Below are 17,098 nucleotides of genomic sequence, written 5' to 3'. Positions count from 1 at the left end.
ATCTCATTGGAGGCTAATCATGTCGAAAACCTTTGACCAGCACTATCGGATCGTCATCATCGGCGGCGGTGCTATTGGTTGCTCGCTTGCGTACAATCTTTCTCGCCGCGGTGAGAAGGACGTGATCGTTCTTGAGAAATCGCAGATCACCAACGGCTGCACCTGGCACGCGGCAGGTCTCGTCGGCCAGCTCCGCGGCAAGAAGAATCTCACCAAGTTGATGCAGAACTCTGTAGCGGTCTATGATCGTCTTGAGGAAGAGTCCGGTCTGACCATCGACTGGAAGAAGGTTGGCTCCCTCCGCCTTGCCTCCTCGGAAGCCCGTTGGAGCGAAATTCGCCGTTCGATGACGCTCGCAAAGAGCTTCGATTTCGAATGCCACTCGCTTTCTGCCAAAGAGGCCCAGGAACTCTTCCCATACATCGATCCGGAAGGCGTGGTCGGCGCCGCCTTCATTCCGTCGGACGGCTACATCGACCCCTACGCGTTGACGCACGCTTACGCGGCCACGGCTCGTAAGAACGGCGTCAAGATCCAGGAAGGTGTCACGGTCACCGAATTCATCAAGGAAGGACGCCGCGTTGTCGGCGTCGCGACCGACCATGGTACGATCGGCTGCGACATCATCGTCAACTGCGCCGGTCTGTGGGCCAAACGCATCGGCGACATGGCCGGTGTTCCGCTCGCCGCCGGCGTCGTTGAGCACCAGTATTTCCTGACTGAAAAAAAGCTCGACCTACCGAAGAACCTTCCAACTCTGCGCGATCCGGACAAGAACTTCTACCTCAAGCCGGATGTCGCCGCCTTTGCGATCGGCGGATGGGAGGACGGCACGAAGGGATGCTGGCGCTCCAAACCACCGTTCGAATTTGGACGTGAACTCTTCCCGGAAAACATGGATCGATTGGAACTGTTCGCGCTGCCTTGCGCCGAGCGTCTTCCTGTCCTCAACGAGGTTGGCATCCAGACCGTCATTAACGGCCCGATTCCGGCCTCGGCCGACGGCGAGCCGATCATGGGCCTGGCTCCGGAACTCGACAACTTCTTCGTCGCATGCGGCTTCACCGCCGGGATCGCGGCCTCCGGTGGCGCCGGTGAGGCAATGGCGAATTGGATACTTGACGGCGATCCGGGGATGGATCTGTGGTCCTTCGACGTGCGCCGCTTCGGCGCTCCGCACAGCCAGGGTCGCTACCTCGAGGAACGTGCAATCGAAGCCTACGGAAATTACTACAAGATCCATTGGCCGGCCGAAGAAAACCAGGCCGTGCGCAATCTGCGCCTCTCGCCGTTCAAGGCTCAGCTTGAAGCGTCCGGTGCAATCTTCGGAAGCCGCTTTGGTTGGGAGCGAGCCAACTGGTTCTCCCGTCCATCCGACGACAAGTTTGACAAGCCGAGCTTCGAAGGAAAGCCGAACTGGTTCGATGCGGTTGGAGCCGAGTGCGAAGCTATTCGCAACCGCGTCGTCCTGATCGACCAGTCGTCGTTCTCGAAGTTCGAAATCACTGGAAAGGGCGCGCAGGCAGCACTTCAGCGCATCGCTGCAGCCGACATTTCCGGGGCGCCGGGCAAAGCCGTCTACACCCAGCTTTGTAACGAAAACGGCGGAATCGAATCCGACGTCACCTTCATGCATCTGGACGACGAGAAGTTCTTGCTAGTGACCGGCTCGGCGTTCGGCGTGCGCGACAGCGCCTGGGTGCGCCAGCATCTGCCCGAAGGCGTGACCATCCGCGACGTGACCGGCAGCTACGCCGTTCTCAACATCTGCGGTCCGAAGTCGCGCGAGGTGCTTCAGAAGGTCACGGACGACGACGTTTCCAACGACGCGTTGCCATTCTTCGCGGTTCGCACGATCGAAATCGGCTATACCCGCGCTATCGCGGCCCGTGTCGGCTACGTCGGCGAGCTCGGCTATGAACTCTACATTCCGATCGAATACGGCGCGCATGTCTACGACACGCTTTGGACGGCGGGCCAGGAGTTCGGCATTCAGAACGCCGGCTATCGCGCCATCGACTCTTGCCGCATGGAGAAGGGCTATCTCTACTGGTCCGGCGACATCACGCCCGACTACAACCCTTACGAAGCGGGTTTGGGCTTCTGCGTGGCGTTGGACAAGCCGGATTTCATCGGGAAGCAGGCGCTGGAAAGGATCAAGGCTGAAGGTGTCACGAAGCGCCTGTGCTCGTTCACCGTCGAAGGCTTCGCACCATTCCATGGAGGCGAGGCGATCATCCTCGATGGCAAAGTCGTGGGACGGACCACAAGTACGGCCTATGGCCATTCGATGAAGAAGACTATCGCTTTCGGCTACCTCGATCTCGAGAATGCCTCCGCTAAGTCCTTCGAAATCGAAGCTTTTGGAAACAGCTACGATGCAGAGCGAGGCCCTCGTTGCCTTTATGATGCAAAGATGGAGCGTCTCAAGGCCTAAGCCACGCGGGAGGAGGTTCTATGAAAATGAAAGGGGAACAACCGGACATGGAACGAGTGCAAAAAATCGTCGAAGGCCTTCCGGAAAAGTTTCGCGTACAGACGGTCACCCGCTTGGGAGGCATGACCAATGTCGTCTACCACGTCGAGACCGACAAGGACGAACTATGCGTGAGAATACCGGGGGTCGGCACCGAGGCCTACATCAATCGACGTTACGAGGCTCGCGCGGCAAGGGAGTCCGCGCGAGTAGGGGTTAGCGCCCCGGTGCTCTTCTTCAACGAAGTAAGCGGTGAGAGCGTCACGGCCTTCATAAAGGGTGCTGTGACGATGTCGCCGGAAGAGTTCGCCAGTCGCGAGGGTTCGGCGTTTCGGGCGGGCGAGGCATTCAAACGCCTGCATAGCAGCGACGCCACGTTTGAAAATCGATTCGACGTCTTTACGCTCATTGACGAGTACATGGCCTACCTTGCGACCAAGGATTCCACTGTGCCCGACGGATATCGCGAGGCCCTGGCCTCGGCCGAGCAGGCACGTTCAGCCCTCAACGCTAAGCCACTGCCGCTGGCGCCCTGCCACTGCGACCCTCTCAGTGAAAACTTCCTCGACGTCGGTGATCGGATGTGGATCGTCGACTGGGAATACTCGGGCATGAACGATCCCTTGTGGGACCTGGGAGATTTCATAGTCGAGGCCAGCCTCTCGGAGGAGAAGGAAGGCGAGCTGCTCAACGCCTATTTCGGCCGTCTCCCAACCGACGCGGAGTATGGACGGATAGTCATCTACAAGGCCTTGTGTGACTTGGTCTGGACCTTATGGGGCCTCATCCAGCATGCAAACGACAACCCGGCGGAGGACTTCTGGGCCTACGCGATGCATCGCTTCCAACGATGCACCGCGTTGATGGCCACCGCCAACTATAGCTCCGCAGTCGCGGCGGTGGCCCAGGCTTGATGCTCAGACGGCGCCCCGATCAGCGAAAGGCGATCGGGGCGAGAGCTTTAATTTATTCGCCGGCGTTGCTTCCTACCAACCTTGGACCGTTGCCCGCACGCGCGACGGCGGGAATGCGTCCGCGCGGGCATCAGTTGTGGGACGCGTGCGCGTGTCATTGAAAGCCGTCGATGATCCTATTCGGCATACATGAGATCGCGAAGCTTTTCGCGTCGCTTGGCGCTGAAGGATTCGGCACATCTTTACGAGAGCTTATCGCCAGCAGAGTAGATGTTGGTCACTGCCTGCTTGTGACCTCATCCTTCATCGGCGATCTGACGGTTCTCTATCGCGGCCCGGAGGGTACGCCCGGCGTGTCCTCGGGCGACCTGAATGAATTGCTTGATCTCGCTCGCACCAGGGGTGAGGGAGATCGAGTCATTTCGCGCCCAGACAGCGGAATCCTTATTTTGGAAACGTCGCCTCAGTGCACCGTCGTCCGGTTCAAACCCTCCGACCCCCCTCCGGAATATATTGCCTATACGATGTCGCTGTCAGCGCAGTCGACGGCGACCCTCATTTTAGGTTTGGACGAAAGTCTCGTCGGGATCGAGGCTTGCCTTGCCTGCGCGCCAATCGTGGGCGAGGCTGTGCGATCGCATCTCGAAAAGCTCGAAATGTCCAAACCCGATCAAGTCCGATCCGTGGATTTCGATCAGACGGAAGGCAGTTTTGATGACCTCTTCGCCGACAGCCTTACGCCTGCACAACGAGGTATCGTTCGACTCATCTTGCGAGGTCACGGCAGTGCATCGATCGCGTTGCATCTGGGGGTGTCGGAAGGCACGGTGAAAGTCCATCGTGCGAACATCTACCGAAGGCTCTCCATCAGCAGTCAAGCTGAACTTTTCAAAATGTACATAGACAGAATGCTGAGGCCATGAAGGACCGGCGGGGTCTGTTTTCGGTCGGGGGAAAGCAGGGAAAAGCACGCGCTGTATCGCTCACCGTGGTTGACTGCGTCGCCCTGAACACACAACTTACAGGATATTTTCGAGATGTGATTCGCAGTTTGGGAAGTGCGCTGAATGTCAGTAACGGATAAGCTTGCCTGCGTCCGAGAAATCGTAGACGCCAACAAATCCAGAGACCGCAACGAAGCGGAGACGAGACACAAAATTATCGATGGCATCATTCATGACTGCCTATCTTGGCCACGCAATCGTGTCTCAGTCGAAGAGTATATCGCGCCGGGATTTGCCGACTATGTGCTGAAGAAGGCAAATGGCGATCATCTTCTGTTCATCGAAGCCAAAAAAGCTGGCGTCTATTTCGACCTGCCTTTCCCATATGTCGACAGCGAGACGCACTGCTACATGTCGATGTCGAAGCTGATGTCGAACGAAAACATCAAAGCGGCGATCAACCAGGTCAAAGGCTATTGCTTCGACACCGGCTGTGAATACGCCTGCATCACCAATGGTCACGAATGGATCTTCTTTAAGACGTTCGAAAAGGGGAAACGCTTTGAAAACCTGCAGGCCTTCGTCATTCGGAGCCTGGCGTTCTTCGACAAGGATTTCACAAAAAGCCAAAACATGTTTTCCTTCGGGGCGATCTTCGATCGCGCTTCGCTCAACGAAGCCCTTTCAAGCTCGCCTCCCAAGGACAGACATATCTTCTTTCCGAAGGAGAAAATCCCTTCGTACGGCCACAAGATCAATTCGAACAGGCTTGCCGGTACGCTCCGGCCGATCGTTAATCATTACTTCGGCGTGATCGGGGACGACGACACGGAGTTCATGGAGCGTTGCTACGTCTCGCAGAGCGACTACACGCAAATGTCCGAGGGGATCAACGTTCTCATCGAGGATTCCTTGAGCCCCTATTTCAAGGGCTACGGCGTCAATCAGTTAGAGAACACCGGAAGGGGCGGGCAGCTTGGAGGTCGTCTCACCAAGAACATCAAGCGTGGCAGGAGGGGCGAGGTCCTCGTACTTTTCGGCGGCAAGGGCGCCGGCAAATCGACTTTCGTGAAGCGGGTCCTACGGCACAATCCGCCAAGGTGGCTTCGCGAGCATTCGGTCATCGCTATCGTAGATCTCCTCAAAGTTCCGGAAGACCAAAGCGTTATCCGTGAAACGATATGGTCGAGCTTGGTCGAATCCTTAGATGTCGACGGATTGCTTCAGTCGGCACGTGATAATCTGTTGAAGGAGCTGTTCGCCGACCGCTTCGAGATTGCACGAAAGCAGGATCTGGAAGGATTCGACAGAAAGTCCGAAATTTACAATTCCCGTCTGAACGCACTCGCCGCCGAATGGAAGCAGGACAAGCCGTACTGTGCCGCCAGGCTCGCGTCTTATTGGGCGTCGAAGGGAAAAGGCGTGATCGTCGTTGTCGACAACACCGACCAGTATTCCCCGGAACTTCAGGACTTTTGCTTCACATCAGCCCAGGAGATCAGCAACCTGCTGAATTGCGTCACTCTGATCTCGATGCGCGAGGAACGCTTCTACAACTCAAAGATTCACGGACTTCTGGACGCATTCCAGAATTCGGGGTTTCACATCAGCTCCCCCAAGCCCTCGACTGTGTTCAAGAAGCGAATAAGCTACGTGAATTCGCTGCTTAACGAACCGCAGCGCCGTCACAAGATCGGCCTCGAGGATACAAATGGGAAGATCATCGATGATTCGATGAACTATCTGTCGATCATTTTTAGGGACTTCAACAGCGAGCAGTCGCCGTTGAACGCTTTCTTGACAGCGTGCGCCCATGGCGACACCCGGTTGTCTCTCGACCTCTTCAGAAGCTTTCTGCTATCCGGCTACACCAACGTCGACGAAATGTTGAGTTCGGGAAATTGGGTCTTCAAGATCCACCAGATCATCAAGCCGGTGATGATCCCAAACCGCTACTTTTACGATGAGGCTCTGTCGGACATCCCGAACGCCTATCAGGTTAGGAATTCCCGGCATGGCTCGCATTTCACCGCGCTTCGGATCATGCGGAAACTGGCCAAGAGCATAGAGCGCACGACTCCTTCCTACGTCTCAGTCGCGGAGCTCAAATCTTATTTCGTGAACACCTTCAACATGGGTGACGACTTCACAGCGAATCTCGACGTTCTCCTGAAGCACGGCTTTGTCGAATCCAACAATCGATTGGACCAGTACTCAGACCAGGTCGACAGCGTTAAGATCACGACCTACGGGCTCTACATGGTCCGCGAACTCGCATACTTCTTTTCATATCTCGATCTCGTGTGCACCGATTGCGGCATCTTCAGCGAGCAGGTTAGCAACTATCTGGTCGACGCCGCCAGACAGGAATTCGATCTGTTTTCGAAGGGAGAGCGTCTCGAGCGCGTCAAAATCAGGCTCGATCGCGTTGAGAAATTCATCGAGTACCTTGCGGAAGAGGAAATGAGGGAGCGAGAGCTTTATTCGCTTGGGATGAAGGAAGAAGACATGTTCACACATACCTTGCGGAAATCGTTCGAGGAAGAAAAGCGCGTCGTAGCGAAAAGCGCCAAGCGCAACTCGGCACAGCGCTCCAACAAGCACTGGTCGCGCGGCCGCCGCTGACAGCGCCTCGTATTACCTTGGTGATATAGACCGGCCATCCGCCCGATAGCTAGTTTCCTTATCACGGACTTCGCCGGCAAGTGGTTGGCCGTCCGAGCGAAAGGAAACACATGACCTCTCTGCTCCCCCCAAGACCCAGTCGGGTACTCCGCCCCGCGCACCGTGCGCTTCCGATCGGGACGGAGCGCTACCTGGCGAAGGGTGGCGGCTCCCTTGCGGTCACCGTGAAAGCTGGCGACGCCGTCAAGATCATTGATAGAGAAGGGCTGCAGCGCGCGGAGGTCAGGCCGACCGACTTCGAGGGGCGTGATGACATTTCCATTCTTGGCCTTTCAGGCGGCGAAGGAACGTTTTGCATTTTCGGATCTGGTCGAGCCGGGGAAAGCGCCGAATTTATCGTGCAGCGCGACGCAACCCTGCATATCTCAGCCCCGGCGGACCAGATGGAGGTGACAGGACAAAACACGGCGACCGATCTGGAGGTGTTTATCCAACGCGCAAACCCAACTGCCGTGAAGGCGGGCGGGGCGCCGCTTCCGAATCCGCTTCGCGATCCGCTGCAGGAAATACGCATTCGCGCGGCGTCTGCTCAGGCTTTTCTTGTCAAGGCGGGCGAGTACATCCAGGTGCTTGACATCGATGGTCGTCAGATGACCGACTTTCAGTGTTTCTCTGCCCGCAAGTTAGATGCAGGGATCGAACACGCGCTCGACGCGACCGTCACGCGCACGCTTACCCATCGTGCGATGCCCATTCCGGGCTTGCCGTCCAAGGCATTTGCGTTCGATTTCGAGCCACTCGTTGAGATCGTTCGGGACACAGTCGGTAGACACGACGCCTTCGCGACGGCCTGCAACTCTCGCCAGTATGACGACATGGGCTATCCAGGCCATATCAATTGCACGGACAATTTCAACGGCGCTCTCGATCCCTACGGCATCGCCGCGCGCAAGGGGTGGGAGGCTTTGAACTTCTTTTACAACTCGAGAATCGACGCGCACGATCAGATCATTTCGGACGAAGCTTGGTCTCGTCCCGGCGACTACGTGCTGATGAAGGCGTTGACCGACATCGTGTGTGTCAGCTCCTCGTGCCCGGACGACATCGATTCAGGAAATGGATGGAATCCCACTGACATTCTCGTCCGCACTTATGCTGCCGACAACAAGTTTTCACGCGCGATCGCCTATCGCCCGACCCCAGATGCGGAACCACAGATGACTAAAGAAACGGCTTTTCATCCGCGCCTCTCCGCGCTTACCCGCCATCATACGGAGTATCGCGGATTCTGGCTTCCAACTCGCTTCAACAACGAGGGTCCGACGGCCGAGTACTGGGCATGCCGTGAGCAATGTGCCGTGATAGATCTCTCGGCGTTGCGGAAATTTGAGGTAACGGGGCCGGACGCCGAGGCCTTGCTTCAGTACTGCCTGACCAGGGACATCCGCAAGCTGGCTGTGGGCCATGTGGTCTACACGGCGATGTGCTACCCGAATGGCGGGATGATCGACGACGGAACAGTCTTCAAGCTCGGTCCCAACAACTTTCGTTGGATCTGCGGTGACGATTACAGCGGCGTCTGGCTTCGCGAGCAGGCGCAGAAGATCGGATACGAAGTCTGGGTCAGATCCTCGACAGATCAGATGCACAACATCGCTGTCCAGGGACCAAAAAGCCGCGATTTGCTGAAGGAGGTCATCTGGACCGCACCCGGCCAGCCGGCACTAGGAGAGTTGGAGTGGTTTCGCTTCAGTGTTGGAAGGATCGGTCATTTCGAGGGCGTGCCCGTGGTGGTCTCGCGCACAGGTTACTCTGGTGAAATCGGCTACGAGATATTCTGTCACCCCAAACACGCACTTGAGGTGTTCGACGCTGTTTGGGAGGTCGGAAAGAACTTTGGTCTGAAGCCAATGGGGCTGGAAGCGCTCGACATGCTTCGCATCGAGGCCGGATTGATTTTCGCCGACCATGAGTTCACGTCCGAGACCGATCCGTTCGAGGCGGGTATTGGATTTACCGTTCCTCTGAAGTCTAAGGCTGACGACTTCATTGGTCGGGAGGCACTTCTTCAACGTAAGGAGCATCCTCGTTACAAGCTCGTCGGGCTCGACTTAGATTCAAACGACGAGGTTGGCCACGGCGATGCCGTCTTTATCGGAAAAGCCCAGGTCGGCGTTGTGACGAGCAGTACTCGGTCGCCAATCCTTCGCAAAAACATCGCTCTTGCACGCATCGACGCACTCTCGTCGGCGATAGGTACTCAAGTCGAGATCGGCAAGCTCGATGGGCACGCGAAGCGGCTGCCTGCGACGGTAGCAAGATTCGCGCACTACGATCCTGAGAAACTGCGGCCCCGCTCGTGAGCGGTAACAAACTTCATGGGCGATGCCGCGAACCGACGTTAAGGCCATGTGTCGCTGCGGCGATCAATGGGCCGAACCTCGCTTCGAACGCCTCCCATAGTAGGTCGTACACGCCATCAAGCTGCCGTTCCAGCGAGCGTACCTGCGTATTGAACTCGCGCTGCATGGTTACGAGACCGGCGCGGAAAGCAATGTCGAGATCAAGTTTGCGGCCGTGTCGGTCGCGGCCGCGCGTTCCGTTGTAGCGATCTATGAAAAGTGAGGCGGTCTCGAACGTCGCATCGTCGTCGGTGAGCTCTAGTTCGACACCGCGGTGAACGCGACTATTTCGCTCAGAACGAACCAGTTCCTGGCTATCTGCGATCGCCTTGAGTTGCCGCCGTAGTTCGGTCGGGATGTCCGCCTTGGCAACTCGTTCGATCGTGCAGGCGCGTTGCGGGAGCCCCATCTCGAAAACCTCGTTGATCAAAAGCAGCGCGCAGTCGACGACGGATACATACCTGACAAGGAAAACATCCTTGGTGATCTGAAGCCACTGGTATCTTGTGAGAGGCATTTTTCTGAAGTTTGGTGGCACTGGGTCGAGCCACAACATGTCGCCAACGATGTTCAGGGATTCCACGCGCCGGGTTAGTGTCTTCATCCACCGCCCAGTGTCATAGGCATATTTGCAGTCAGGATGGCGGCAGAGCTCCTCGTAGCTGTCGAAGTGGTAGGCAACGATGCCCAGCTCCGACAGACGCGTGATGAAACTATGATGGTCGGAGGTCGCGATATGACGTTTCAGAAAGCGTGTTTGGCGACGCGGAGGTCTACTGCGAACGGCAGGTGAGGCCCGATCATTCATTGAGGCAATGGACCACCAGTTCCGCGAACGTGTCCCACAGCGCCGCGAGATGCTCCGATGTTGGAGCAAGGTTTGACGAGTGCACATACTTGTTGAGGGTGTCGACGGATATGATGGCGTCCATGGTCCGAGCCTTACGCACGACCTCGAGATACCGCTTGTCGACCTTCTCCCGCGAACGAAGGTCTTCCGCAACGGCAACGATCTTTTTGACGAGCGGGTCGTTTTCCACCGCCGTAGCGAGCGTGGTTTGCTTGAGGTAATTGTCGACCGACAACTCGATCAACACGCGGCATAGGACGGCGATTGCATTGGGGTGCTCTTCAAGGTCGAGCTTGAACTGAAGCTCCTCCCATATTGCTCGCTGTCGTTGCAGGCGGCCCGTCCACGCGACCCCGGAATCATGTTGAAGGATCAGCGCCGTACGCTTGGTCGGCCGAGGTGCGGTGGTGATCGAAACGACGGTAGCGACGCCACTATTTGTGGCCGCACTTGGCGAGGCGCCGGTCACTGGTTTGGCCGGCTTTGTCCCTCTGGACCCAGGAGAAGGCAAAGCGTCTGCTGCGGTCGGGAGCACTCCCTCCCGTTCCAACGCGTCGAGATAGGCGAGCTTTCGGTCAACGTCCCAAACGTCGTCCAGGGTTTTGCGCTTGGATACGAGATCTTCCGCGATCCGCGATAAAGCCTTCAGCGAAGCCTCTTCGTTGCGAATAAATTCGAAGCGGCCTCTCGCCATCGAAATGCCTACGCGGTTCCGGAATGCTTCTGCGGAAAGAAGGCGACTGAGATTGCTGCGCGGTATCTGACCTGATTTCGGAAGCAGGTCTGCAGCCCTCAATCTGGTTTCAATTTCGTCCGCGATGTTGAACTTACCGCCCTTACCCGTCCGGTTGACGAACGTCGTCTTCATCCGGCCTGTCCACGTGCTCTGTCCGACGCCGGACTGGCTTCCCGTATGACGGCGGTAGAGGATTTCATCGATCACGTCCCTATCGGGTTCAACCCGGCAAAGGATTCGATCGGGAAAATGTCCGACCCACTGGGATCGAAGTTTTTCAAAATACTCTCGAAGCTCGGCGTTCGGCGCACGCTTTGGATCCGCCAACACCTTGAGGCAAGTCGTCCGGCGGTTCCCATCGAATACGATGAACTGACGCCCTTCCTGATAGACCAGAGGCGGCTCGAAGAGCCCTTTGGACTTCACGATGTCTTCGGCAAGTTTTCGCATCTGCCCAAGATGATTGGAGAAAAGCCAGCCTATGGCTGCAGTCTCGTTCTCTAATTCACCGTGACGATCGTTCGAACGATTAACAAGTAGCTCGCTAAGTGCGATAGTACGATATGCCATGTCACCCCCGCCCATGTCGATAAACTTGGAGTATATTCACGCTATAGATGCAAGATCTTTCCGTGAATTGCATCTCATCGACATGGTGTTGTTCACTGAAAAGCGGAGGCAAGGATTCGAAGCGATGTTTGAAAGCTGTGACTTCGCATTGGGAGGCGCTGATCGAGACATCGTCTCCCGCTGCGAGTGCTTCGAATGATTCAGCGACAGTTTAGGCGGTTCGCGTCTCCCTTCCGGTGACGCTGCGCATTTTCCCTGCAGCCAGACCGATTACCCTGTTAGCGACTATTCCGATGATCGCGATCGACAGCCCAGCAAGGAGTCCCCGACCAGTGTCGACCTCGGGGAGCGCCTTGAGGATTTCCTGTCCAAGATCTCGGGATCCAATGAGCGCGGTGATGGAGGTCATGGCGAGAGCCATAAGGATCGTCTGGTTCAGGCCAAGCAGGATTGCTGGCATCGCCAAGGGCAGTTCAACGTATCTGAAGCGCTGTCTTCGGGTTGTCCCACTGGAGATCGCCGCTTCGATGATGGTGGGGGAAACCCCGGAAATGCCTAGATACGTCAGTCTTACAATTGGAACTGTTGCGTACCCTATAATCGCGATGATCGATGCCAGGTCTCCCACACGGAACAACATCACTACCGGGATGAGGTAGATGAACGACGGAAAGGTCTGGAGGGTATCGCAGATGGCCAGCACGCCGCGTGCTAAGCGCGGACTGTGCGCCGCGGCGACGCCGATCGGTACGCCGATCACGATGCAGATGATCACGGAGATGGTCGTGAGATACAGCGTCAACATCGCGGGCACCCATAACCCGGCGACGCCGACGACGGCCACCATGGCGATGTTCGGCAGCGCGAAGTTCAGCCCGCCCATACGATACGACAACCAGCCAAGCAGAAACAAGGTCGCCGGCCATGGTGCGGCGACAAATGCCTTTCGAACCGGAATGAGCACATAAATCGTCGCAAGGTCGCGAAACTCGCCCAACGGGTTGGCAAGCGTGATCGAAAGCCACCGAACGAACGTGTCCCAAACGGGAGCGGTGGTTACCGTCATTGTCCTGGGGAGAACTTGGACCGCGGGGAAGAATTGAGCGAGGGTTACCGCCACGATCAGCGCGCACATAACAATGAGCAGGTGCCCGTGTCGCACGAAAAGGTTCGTTGGCTTCACGTGGTAGTCCGCGGCTTTTCGTGCCCAGGCGCGGGTCAATCTATCCAGAGTGATCGCGATTATTACGATTGCGACCCCACTTTCCAAGGCTCGGCCAATTTGAAGTTGCTGCAGTGCCACCAAGAGGCGATGGCCCAAGCCCGTCGCGCCAACGAGTGCCGAGATCACGGTCATAGCCAACGTCTGCATAACCACCTGGTTGAGGCCCACAAGGATCTCAGGCAGGGAGCTTGGCACTCGGACACGCCAGAGCAGTTGCCACTCTCGACAACCTGCGACGCGGGCGGCTTCGATGGCACTCTCCGGAACGCCGCGCATCCCAAGCAGCGCGCAGCGCGCCATCGGCGGGAAGGCGAAAATCGAGCTTGCGATCATCGCAGGCACAGGGCCGAAGCCGAAGAAGACCGCGATGGGCGCTAGGTATGCGAGATGAGGCGTCGCCTGCATCGCGTCCATGACCACGCTCGCACCTCGTTCCACGCGCTTGTTGCCGAACATCGCAATGCCGAGCATCAGGCCAAAGAATGCCGAACTTGGAACTGCCATAAGAATGAGTGAAAAGGTCCGCATGGCATCTTCCCACAGGCCGAAAACCGCTAAGTATAGGACGCTCGAGCCACCAAGCAGCGCTAACGCTCTTCCGCCTAGCTTGTGACCGATCACCGCGACAGCTATAGCTACGAACGCCCATGGCAGAGGCGGGATGGAATAGGGACGGAAGCCGCGATATAGAAGTCCTTCGAGCAGCCCCAGAGGCGCAGAAATTCCCGCAGCCACAAGGCGGGTCACATCTCGCACGGTCACGCCGTAAACGCTGATGTCGCGCGCGACCCAATTCACGCCCTGCGTCACGTAACGGCCTAGTGGAAATGTCATGATCTCCGGCCATGCCGCGAGTGACTGCGAAAATCGCGAGGCGAGGAGGAGTAGCAGCGAAACAACCACTGCCGGGATCCAATACGGCAGTCGCATTCCCGGAGAAAGCTGCAGGCTCAAATCTGGTTGAAGCATCTTCATTGCGCCATCTCCTCTGGGAAGAGGGCAGCGATCATGCCCTGGCGCGTGATGCGGCCGACCGGCTGGTTTCGGTCGTCCACGACGGTGACGTCGAACTCCGATCGCAAAACACGCGGTGCGGCTTCCTCGATAGAAGTGGACGCCGAAATCGATAAACCATGCGGTACGCCGACGCCCGGCAGCATGATCTTCCCGACAGTCACCAGCTTTTGTCGAGGCGCCGTCTTGGTAAACGCTCTGACGTAGTCGGTCGCCGGGTTCGTGATCAACTCCTCCGGCGTGTCCAACTGGACGAGGACGCCGTCTTTCATTATCCCGATCCGGCTTGCCACTCTCACCGCTTCGTCGAAGTCATGAGTAATGAACACGATCGTCTTCTTGAGGAGGCGCTGCAATCGCAAAAACTCGTCTTGCATCTCACGTCTGATCAGCGGATCGAGAGCAGAGAACGGCTCGTCAAGAAACCAAAGCTCCGGGTCGCCGGCCAGCGAACGAGCGATGCCGACGCGTTGTTGCTGGCCTCCCGACAGTTCATGGGGAAAATAGCTTTCTCGCCCATTGAGCCCGACGAGCTTGAGAAGGTTATGCGCCTTGGTCATTGCCTCCTCAATTGAAAGACCTCGTATTTCCAGTGGGAACGAAACGTTACGTGCCGCGGTTCGGTGGGGTAGAAGCCCAAAATTTTGGAACACCATTCCAAGCTGCCGGCGACGCATGTCTATGAGACGCGACTCGTTAGCCTCGGTGATGTCTTCGCCATTGAATTTGACGGCCCCCGCCGTCGGGTCAATCAATCTGGACAGACACCTTATGAGCGTTGATTTTCCCGAGCCGGAAAGGCCCATGATCACCAGGATTTCCCCCTGTTCGACAGTGAAGGACACGTCGCGGCACGCTCCAACATATCCTTCGCCCGCAAAATCGGCCTCGGACGGATTGTTTTCATGACGGCGCAGGAATTCCTTGGGATCGGCCCCATAGATCTTCCAGATATTTTCGCATGACAGTTTGGGCGTCATCGTTGTCTCCTGAGATTAGGAGTGGGGTCCCTCGTTCGGGACCCCACAGCTTCATTTCATCCAGGCAGTCCATACGGACTCGTTCTCAGCGACCCATTTGGCGGCCGCGTCCTCCGAGGTAAGCCCACTGACATCGACCATCGCCGAAGCGGCTGCGATTTGCTCGTTCGTGAAGTTGATCTGCTTCAGCACCTGAGAAGCGGCTGGCCATTTCGTCTCCAGACCTTTCCACGCGGCCTTTTTGAGGTAGCCGTTGGCTGGCGCGCCGCAGTCATACACGGCGTCAGGGTTGCTTCCCCATTTGGGGTCAGAGAGGCATTCGGCAGAGTATTGCGGGAATTCTACGAATTCGCCTTTGAAGCGAGCTTCAATGAAGTTCGGCGTCCAGTTGAAAAGGACGATAGGCTCTTTGCGATCGTAAGCCGCCTGTAATTCCGCCCAAAGCGTCGCTGCTTGTCCTACAGGCACTTCCTCGAAATTCATCTTCAAGGCCGCAATTCGTTCCGCATAGTGCTTGCCCCAATCGGCAGGGGGTCCGACAAAACGGCCCCTATCGCCGGTTTCTGCCGTGGCGAACAGTTTTGCGCATTTGTTCAACGCCTCCCAGCTCGGAAGGCCGGGGCAAACGCCCTTGACGTATTCCGGATACCACCAGTCTTCTCGGGTGGTCGCAGCGTGGGTCCCGTAGTCCACCAGATTGCCGGTGGCCAGGGCATTGTTGAATGCGGTCAGATGCGAGCCTTCCCACACCTCAATCTGGAAGTCGAGGTCGCCGTCGGCAATGGCCTGAAACTGAAGCTGACCGTCTGACGGGATGTATTCGACCTCGAAACCCTTCTTCTCAAGAAGAATGCCTGCGACATGGGACAGCACATTCTGGCTGGTCCAGTTATTCATGGAGATTTTGATAGGTTCATCTGCCCGAACGAGGCTAGCGGCTGTCATCACTAGCGAAACCGCAATAAGGCCTGCTTTTACCAATGTTGTCATGTTGCTCCCCTTTTTTGAGTTTGGCGCCGCCCTGGGTTCCCATGGGTTCAGAGCGTAGCGGGGAGGCTAGGCGTCAACATGCGGGAGGCACATATGCCTAAATATATAGGCATTTTTGTGCGACATCCCGCTATAAAACCTCAAAAAACTTTGATATATGTGGTTTTGTGTTGGCATCTCGACGCATTCTGAGGTAATGAAATGTCGCAGCCGCAATTAGTGCACTGGGAGGATTCAAATGGACCGTTTTTTTCTCGGGCAAAGTCCCTCGATCGACGCCGGGGCGGTAACCTCCATCTCTTTCCTGATTACCGACCGCTTCTCAATCCTGAGTTTTTCGGCTGCTACGCAGGTTCTGAAGACTGCAAACGATGTGCTGGGCAGAAAGGCCTACGAGTTTGACATCGTCGGATCGGATACGCTCGAGGTAACGAGCGACAGTGGCGTAGTGGTCAGGGCGGACTATTCTTTGAGCGACCTGAGAGTGGAGCCGAGACGGCGACAGCCTGATATTATCTACCTTTTCGCCGGAGCGATCGTCGATAGCACCGACCGTAGGCAGGTGAGCGCTTGGCTGCGAGAACTCGTACGTCGAGGCGGAAGAATCGTAGGCTTCGACACCGCAGCGTTCTGGATCGCAAGCGCCGGACTGCTAACCGGGAAAGTCTGCACGCTGCACTGGGAGTCCATCCCGATTTTCGAGGAGCGTTTCGGCATGCACGTTGAAGTCAGTCGCGACGTCATCGTCGAGAGCGGCATGATTACCACATGCGCCGGTCAGGCGTCAGCCATCGACTACGTCCTTCATCTCATCGCCCGTGACCATGGAGAGCTCGTTGCAACGCGCGTTTCGGAGGCAGCGCTGGTCGACCGTGTCCGGGCGTGCAACGAACCACAACGCGTCCCACTCCAAATCAAACTTGGAATTGCTAACGACCGGCTGGTTCACGCAATAGAATGCATGATGAAAAGCCTAGACCGCCTCGTCGTCATCGATGACATTGCAGACGCCGTCCACGTCTCGCGAAGACAATTGGAGCGCCTGTTCAGGGCGGAGTTCGGGTTGTCCCCATCTCGATACCATATGGTTCTTAGAATGGAGCGGGCACATCTTTTGCTGAGCAGGTCGAATCTTTCGGTCTTGGAAATCGCAGCGAGCTGCGGCTTTGGTTCCCCGCCGCACTTTTCCAAGACCTACAAAGGGATTTATGGCGTGCCGCCACAACAGACGCGTCAGTTAGCGCGCGGCGCCGCGTCCGTCAGCGAGACAACTCAGTCCAAACTGGGCCTTCAACGGCCGATTGGCGCGGCACCCGACGAAATTCCCGAACCCCAAGAGCGGATGCTGGCTCAAGCATCTTAGGACAGGAGA

The 17,098-nt window shown here is 56.9% G+C and carries 12 protein-coding genes; 7 read left to right on the top strand and 5 right to left on the bottom strand.

Features of this window, described 5'->3' with window-relative positions:
- The first annotated feature begins 19 nt into the window (after positions 1-19).
- The 5 genes from ACIQJ2_RS30610 to ACIQJ2_RS30590 all read left to right on the top strand — a co-directional run bounded on the left by ACIQJ2_RS30610 (position 20) and on the right by ACIQJ2_RS30590 (position 9,322).
- Positions 20-2,437, top strand: a complete 2,418-nt coding sequence (locus tag ACIQJ2_RS30610) for an FAD-dependent oxidoreductase (protein ID WP_047627411.1) — start codon at positions 20-22, stop codon at positions 2,435-2,437.
- 20 nt (positions 2,438-2,457) lie between these two features.
- The gene (locus ACIQJ2_RS30605; RefSeq protein WP_047627409.1) at positions 2,458-3,390 is read left to right on the top strand and encodes a phosphotransferase; all 933 of its coding nucleotides are present in this window, start codon (positions 2,458-2,460) and stop codon (positions 3,388-3,390) included.
- Positions 3,391-3,560: 170 nt separating this feature from the next.
- Positions 3,561-4,313, top strand: a complete 753-nt coding sequence (locus tag ACIQJ2_RS30600; protein WP_052227455.1) for a response regulator transcription factor — start codon at positions 3,561-3,563, stop codon at positions 4,311-4,313.
- 144 nt (positions 4,314-4,457) lie between these two features.
- Positions 4,458-6,959 carry a hypothetical protein gene (locus tag ACIQJ2_RS30595; RefSeq protein ID WP_052227454.1) on the top strand — a complete coding sequence of 834 codons (2,502 nt, stop codon included), beginning with the start codon at positions 4,458-4,460 and terminating at the stop codon, positions 6,957-6,959.
- A gap of 110 nt (positions 6,960-7,069) precedes the next feature.
- Positions 7,070-9,322: a DUF1989 domain-containing protein gene (locus ACIQJ2_RS30590; protein ID WP_047627408.1), complete on the top strand. Its 2,253-nt coding sequence runs from the start codon at positions 7,070-7,072 to the stop codon at positions 9,320-9,322.
- A 13-nt stretch (positions 9,323-9,335) separates the two neighbouring features.
- On the opposite strand, the gene ACIQJ2_RS30585 is transcribed toward ACIQJ2_RS30590, so the two are convergent.
- Positions 9,336-10,169, bottom strand: a complete 834-nt coding sequence (locus ACIQJ2_RS30585) for a Cthe_2314 family HEPN domain-containing protein (protein ID WP_047627407.1) — start codon at positions 10,167-10,169, stop codon at positions 9,336-9,338.
- The gene (locus tag ACIQJ2_RS30580) at positions 10,162-11,154 is read right to left on the bottom strand and encodes a hypothetical protein (protein ID WP_400674173.1); all 993 of its coding nucleotides are present in this window, start codon (positions 11,152-11,154) and stop codon (positions 10,162-10,164) included. Before ACIQJ2_RS30580 ends, ACIQJ2_RS30585 begins: the two co-directional genes overlap by 8 nt.
- Positions 11,155-11,196: 42 nt before the next feature.
- On the opposite strand from ACIQJ2_RS30580, the gene ACIQJ2_RS30575 reads away from it, so the two are divergent.
- Positions 11,197-11,451: a hypothetical protein gene (locus ACIQJ2_RS30575; RefSeq protein ID WP_400674176.1), complete on the top strand. Its 255-nt coding sequence runs from the start codon at positions 11,197-11,199 to the stop codon at positions 11,449-11,451.
- Between the two features lie 277 nt (positions 11,452-11,728).
- Here the strand turns inward: ACIQJ2_RS30575 and ACIQJ2_RS30570 are convergent, their stop codons facing one another.
- From ACIQJ2_RS30570 to ACIQJ2_RS30560, 3 genes are read right to left on the bottom strand one after another with little or no spacing between them, the layout of a single operon-like run.
- Entirely contained in the window at positions 11,729-13,717 is a 1,989-nt protein-coding gene (locus ACIQJ2_RS30570; RefSeq protein ID WP_052227453.1) for a proline/glycine betaine ABC transporter permease, read from the bottom strand.
- On the bottom strand, positions 13,714-14,736 hold the full coding sequence (locus ACIQJ2_RS30565) for a glycine betaine/L-proline ABC transporter ATP-binding protein (protein WP_047627405.1): 1,023 nt from the start codon (positions 14,734-14,736) through the stop codon (positions 13,714-13,716). The genes ACIQJ2_RS30570 and ACIQJ2_RS30565 overlap by 4 nt, the downstream gene beginning before the upstream one ends.
- A 51-nt stretch (positions 14,737-14,787) precedes the next feature.
- Positions 14,788-15,726, bottom strand: a complete 939-nt coding sequence (locus tag ACIQJ2_RS30560; RefSeq protein WP_047627404.1) for an ABC transporter substrate-binding protein — start codon at positions 15,724-15,726, stop codon at positions 14,788-14,790.
- Positions 15,727-15,964: 238 nt separating this feature from the next.
- On the opposite strand from ACIQJ2_RS30560, the gene ACIQJ2_RS30555 reads away from it, so the two are divergent.
- The gene (locus ACIQJ2_RS30555) at positions 15,965-17,089 is read left to right on the top strand and encodes a GlxA family transcriptional regulator (protein ID WP_052227452.1); all 1,125 of its coding nucleotides are present in this window, start codon (positions 15,965-15,967) and stop codon (positions 17,087-17,089) included.
- Positions 17,090-17,098 lie beyond the last annotated feature (9 nt).

The sequence above is a fragment of the Rhizobium sp. NPDC092011 genome (assembly GCF_044756305.1).
Lineage (GTDB): Bacteria > Pseudomonadota > Alphaproteobacteria > Rhizobiales > Rhizobiaceae > Rhizobium.
The sequence above is the reverse complement of the archived record's forward strand: the minus strand, read 5'-3'. Positions and strand labels throughout refer to the sequence as shown.

Bases quoted from the DNA above. Each gene is read 5' to 3' on its own strand.
- ACIQJ2_RS30610 (WP_047627411.1), top strand. From the start codon at position 20: ATGTCGAAAACCTTTGACCAGCACTATCGGATCGTCATCATCGGCGGC.
- ACIQJ2_RS30605 (WP_047627409.1), top strand. From the start codon at position 2,458: ATGAAAATGAAAGGGGAACAACCGGACATGGAACGAGTGCAAAAAATC.
- ACIQJ2_RS30600 (WP_052227455.1), top strand. From the start codon at position 3,561: ATGATCCTATTCGGCATACATGAGATCGCGAAGCTTTTCGCGTCGCTT.
- ACIQJ2_RS30595 (WP_052227454.1), top strand. From the start codon at position 4,458: ATGTCAGTAACGGATAAGCTTGCCTGCGTCCGAGAAATCGTAGACGCC.
- ACIQJ2_RS30590 (WP_047627408.1), top strand. From the start codon at position 7,070: ATGACCTCTCTGCTCCCCCCAAGACCCAGTCGGGTACTCCGCCCCGCG.
- ACIQJ2_RS30585 (WP_047627407.1), bottom strand. From the start codon at position 10,169: ATGAATGATCGGGCCTCACCTGCCGTTCGCAGTAGACCTCCGCGTCGC.
- ACIQJ2_RS30575 (WP_400674176.1), top strand. From the start codon at position 11,197: ATGTCCGACCCACTGGGATCGAAGTTTTTCAAAATACTCTCGAAGCTC.
- ACIQJ2_RS30570 (WP_052227453.1), bottom strand. From the start codon at position 13,717: ATGAAGATGCTTCAACCAGATTTGAGCCTGCAGCTTTCTCCGGGAATG.
- ACIQJ2_RS30565 (WP_047627405.1), bottom strand. From the start codon at position 14,736: ATGACGCCCAAACTGTCATGCGAAAATATCTGGAAGATCTATGGGGCC.
- ACIQJ2_RS30560 (WP_047627404.1), bottom strand. From the start codon at position 15,726: ATGACAACATTGGTAAAAGCAGGCCTTATTGCGGTTTCGCTAGTGATG.
- ACIQJ2_RS30555 (WP_052227452.1), top strand. From the start codon at position 15,965: ATGGACCGTTTTTTTCTCGGGCAAAGTCCCTCGATCGACGCCGGGGCG.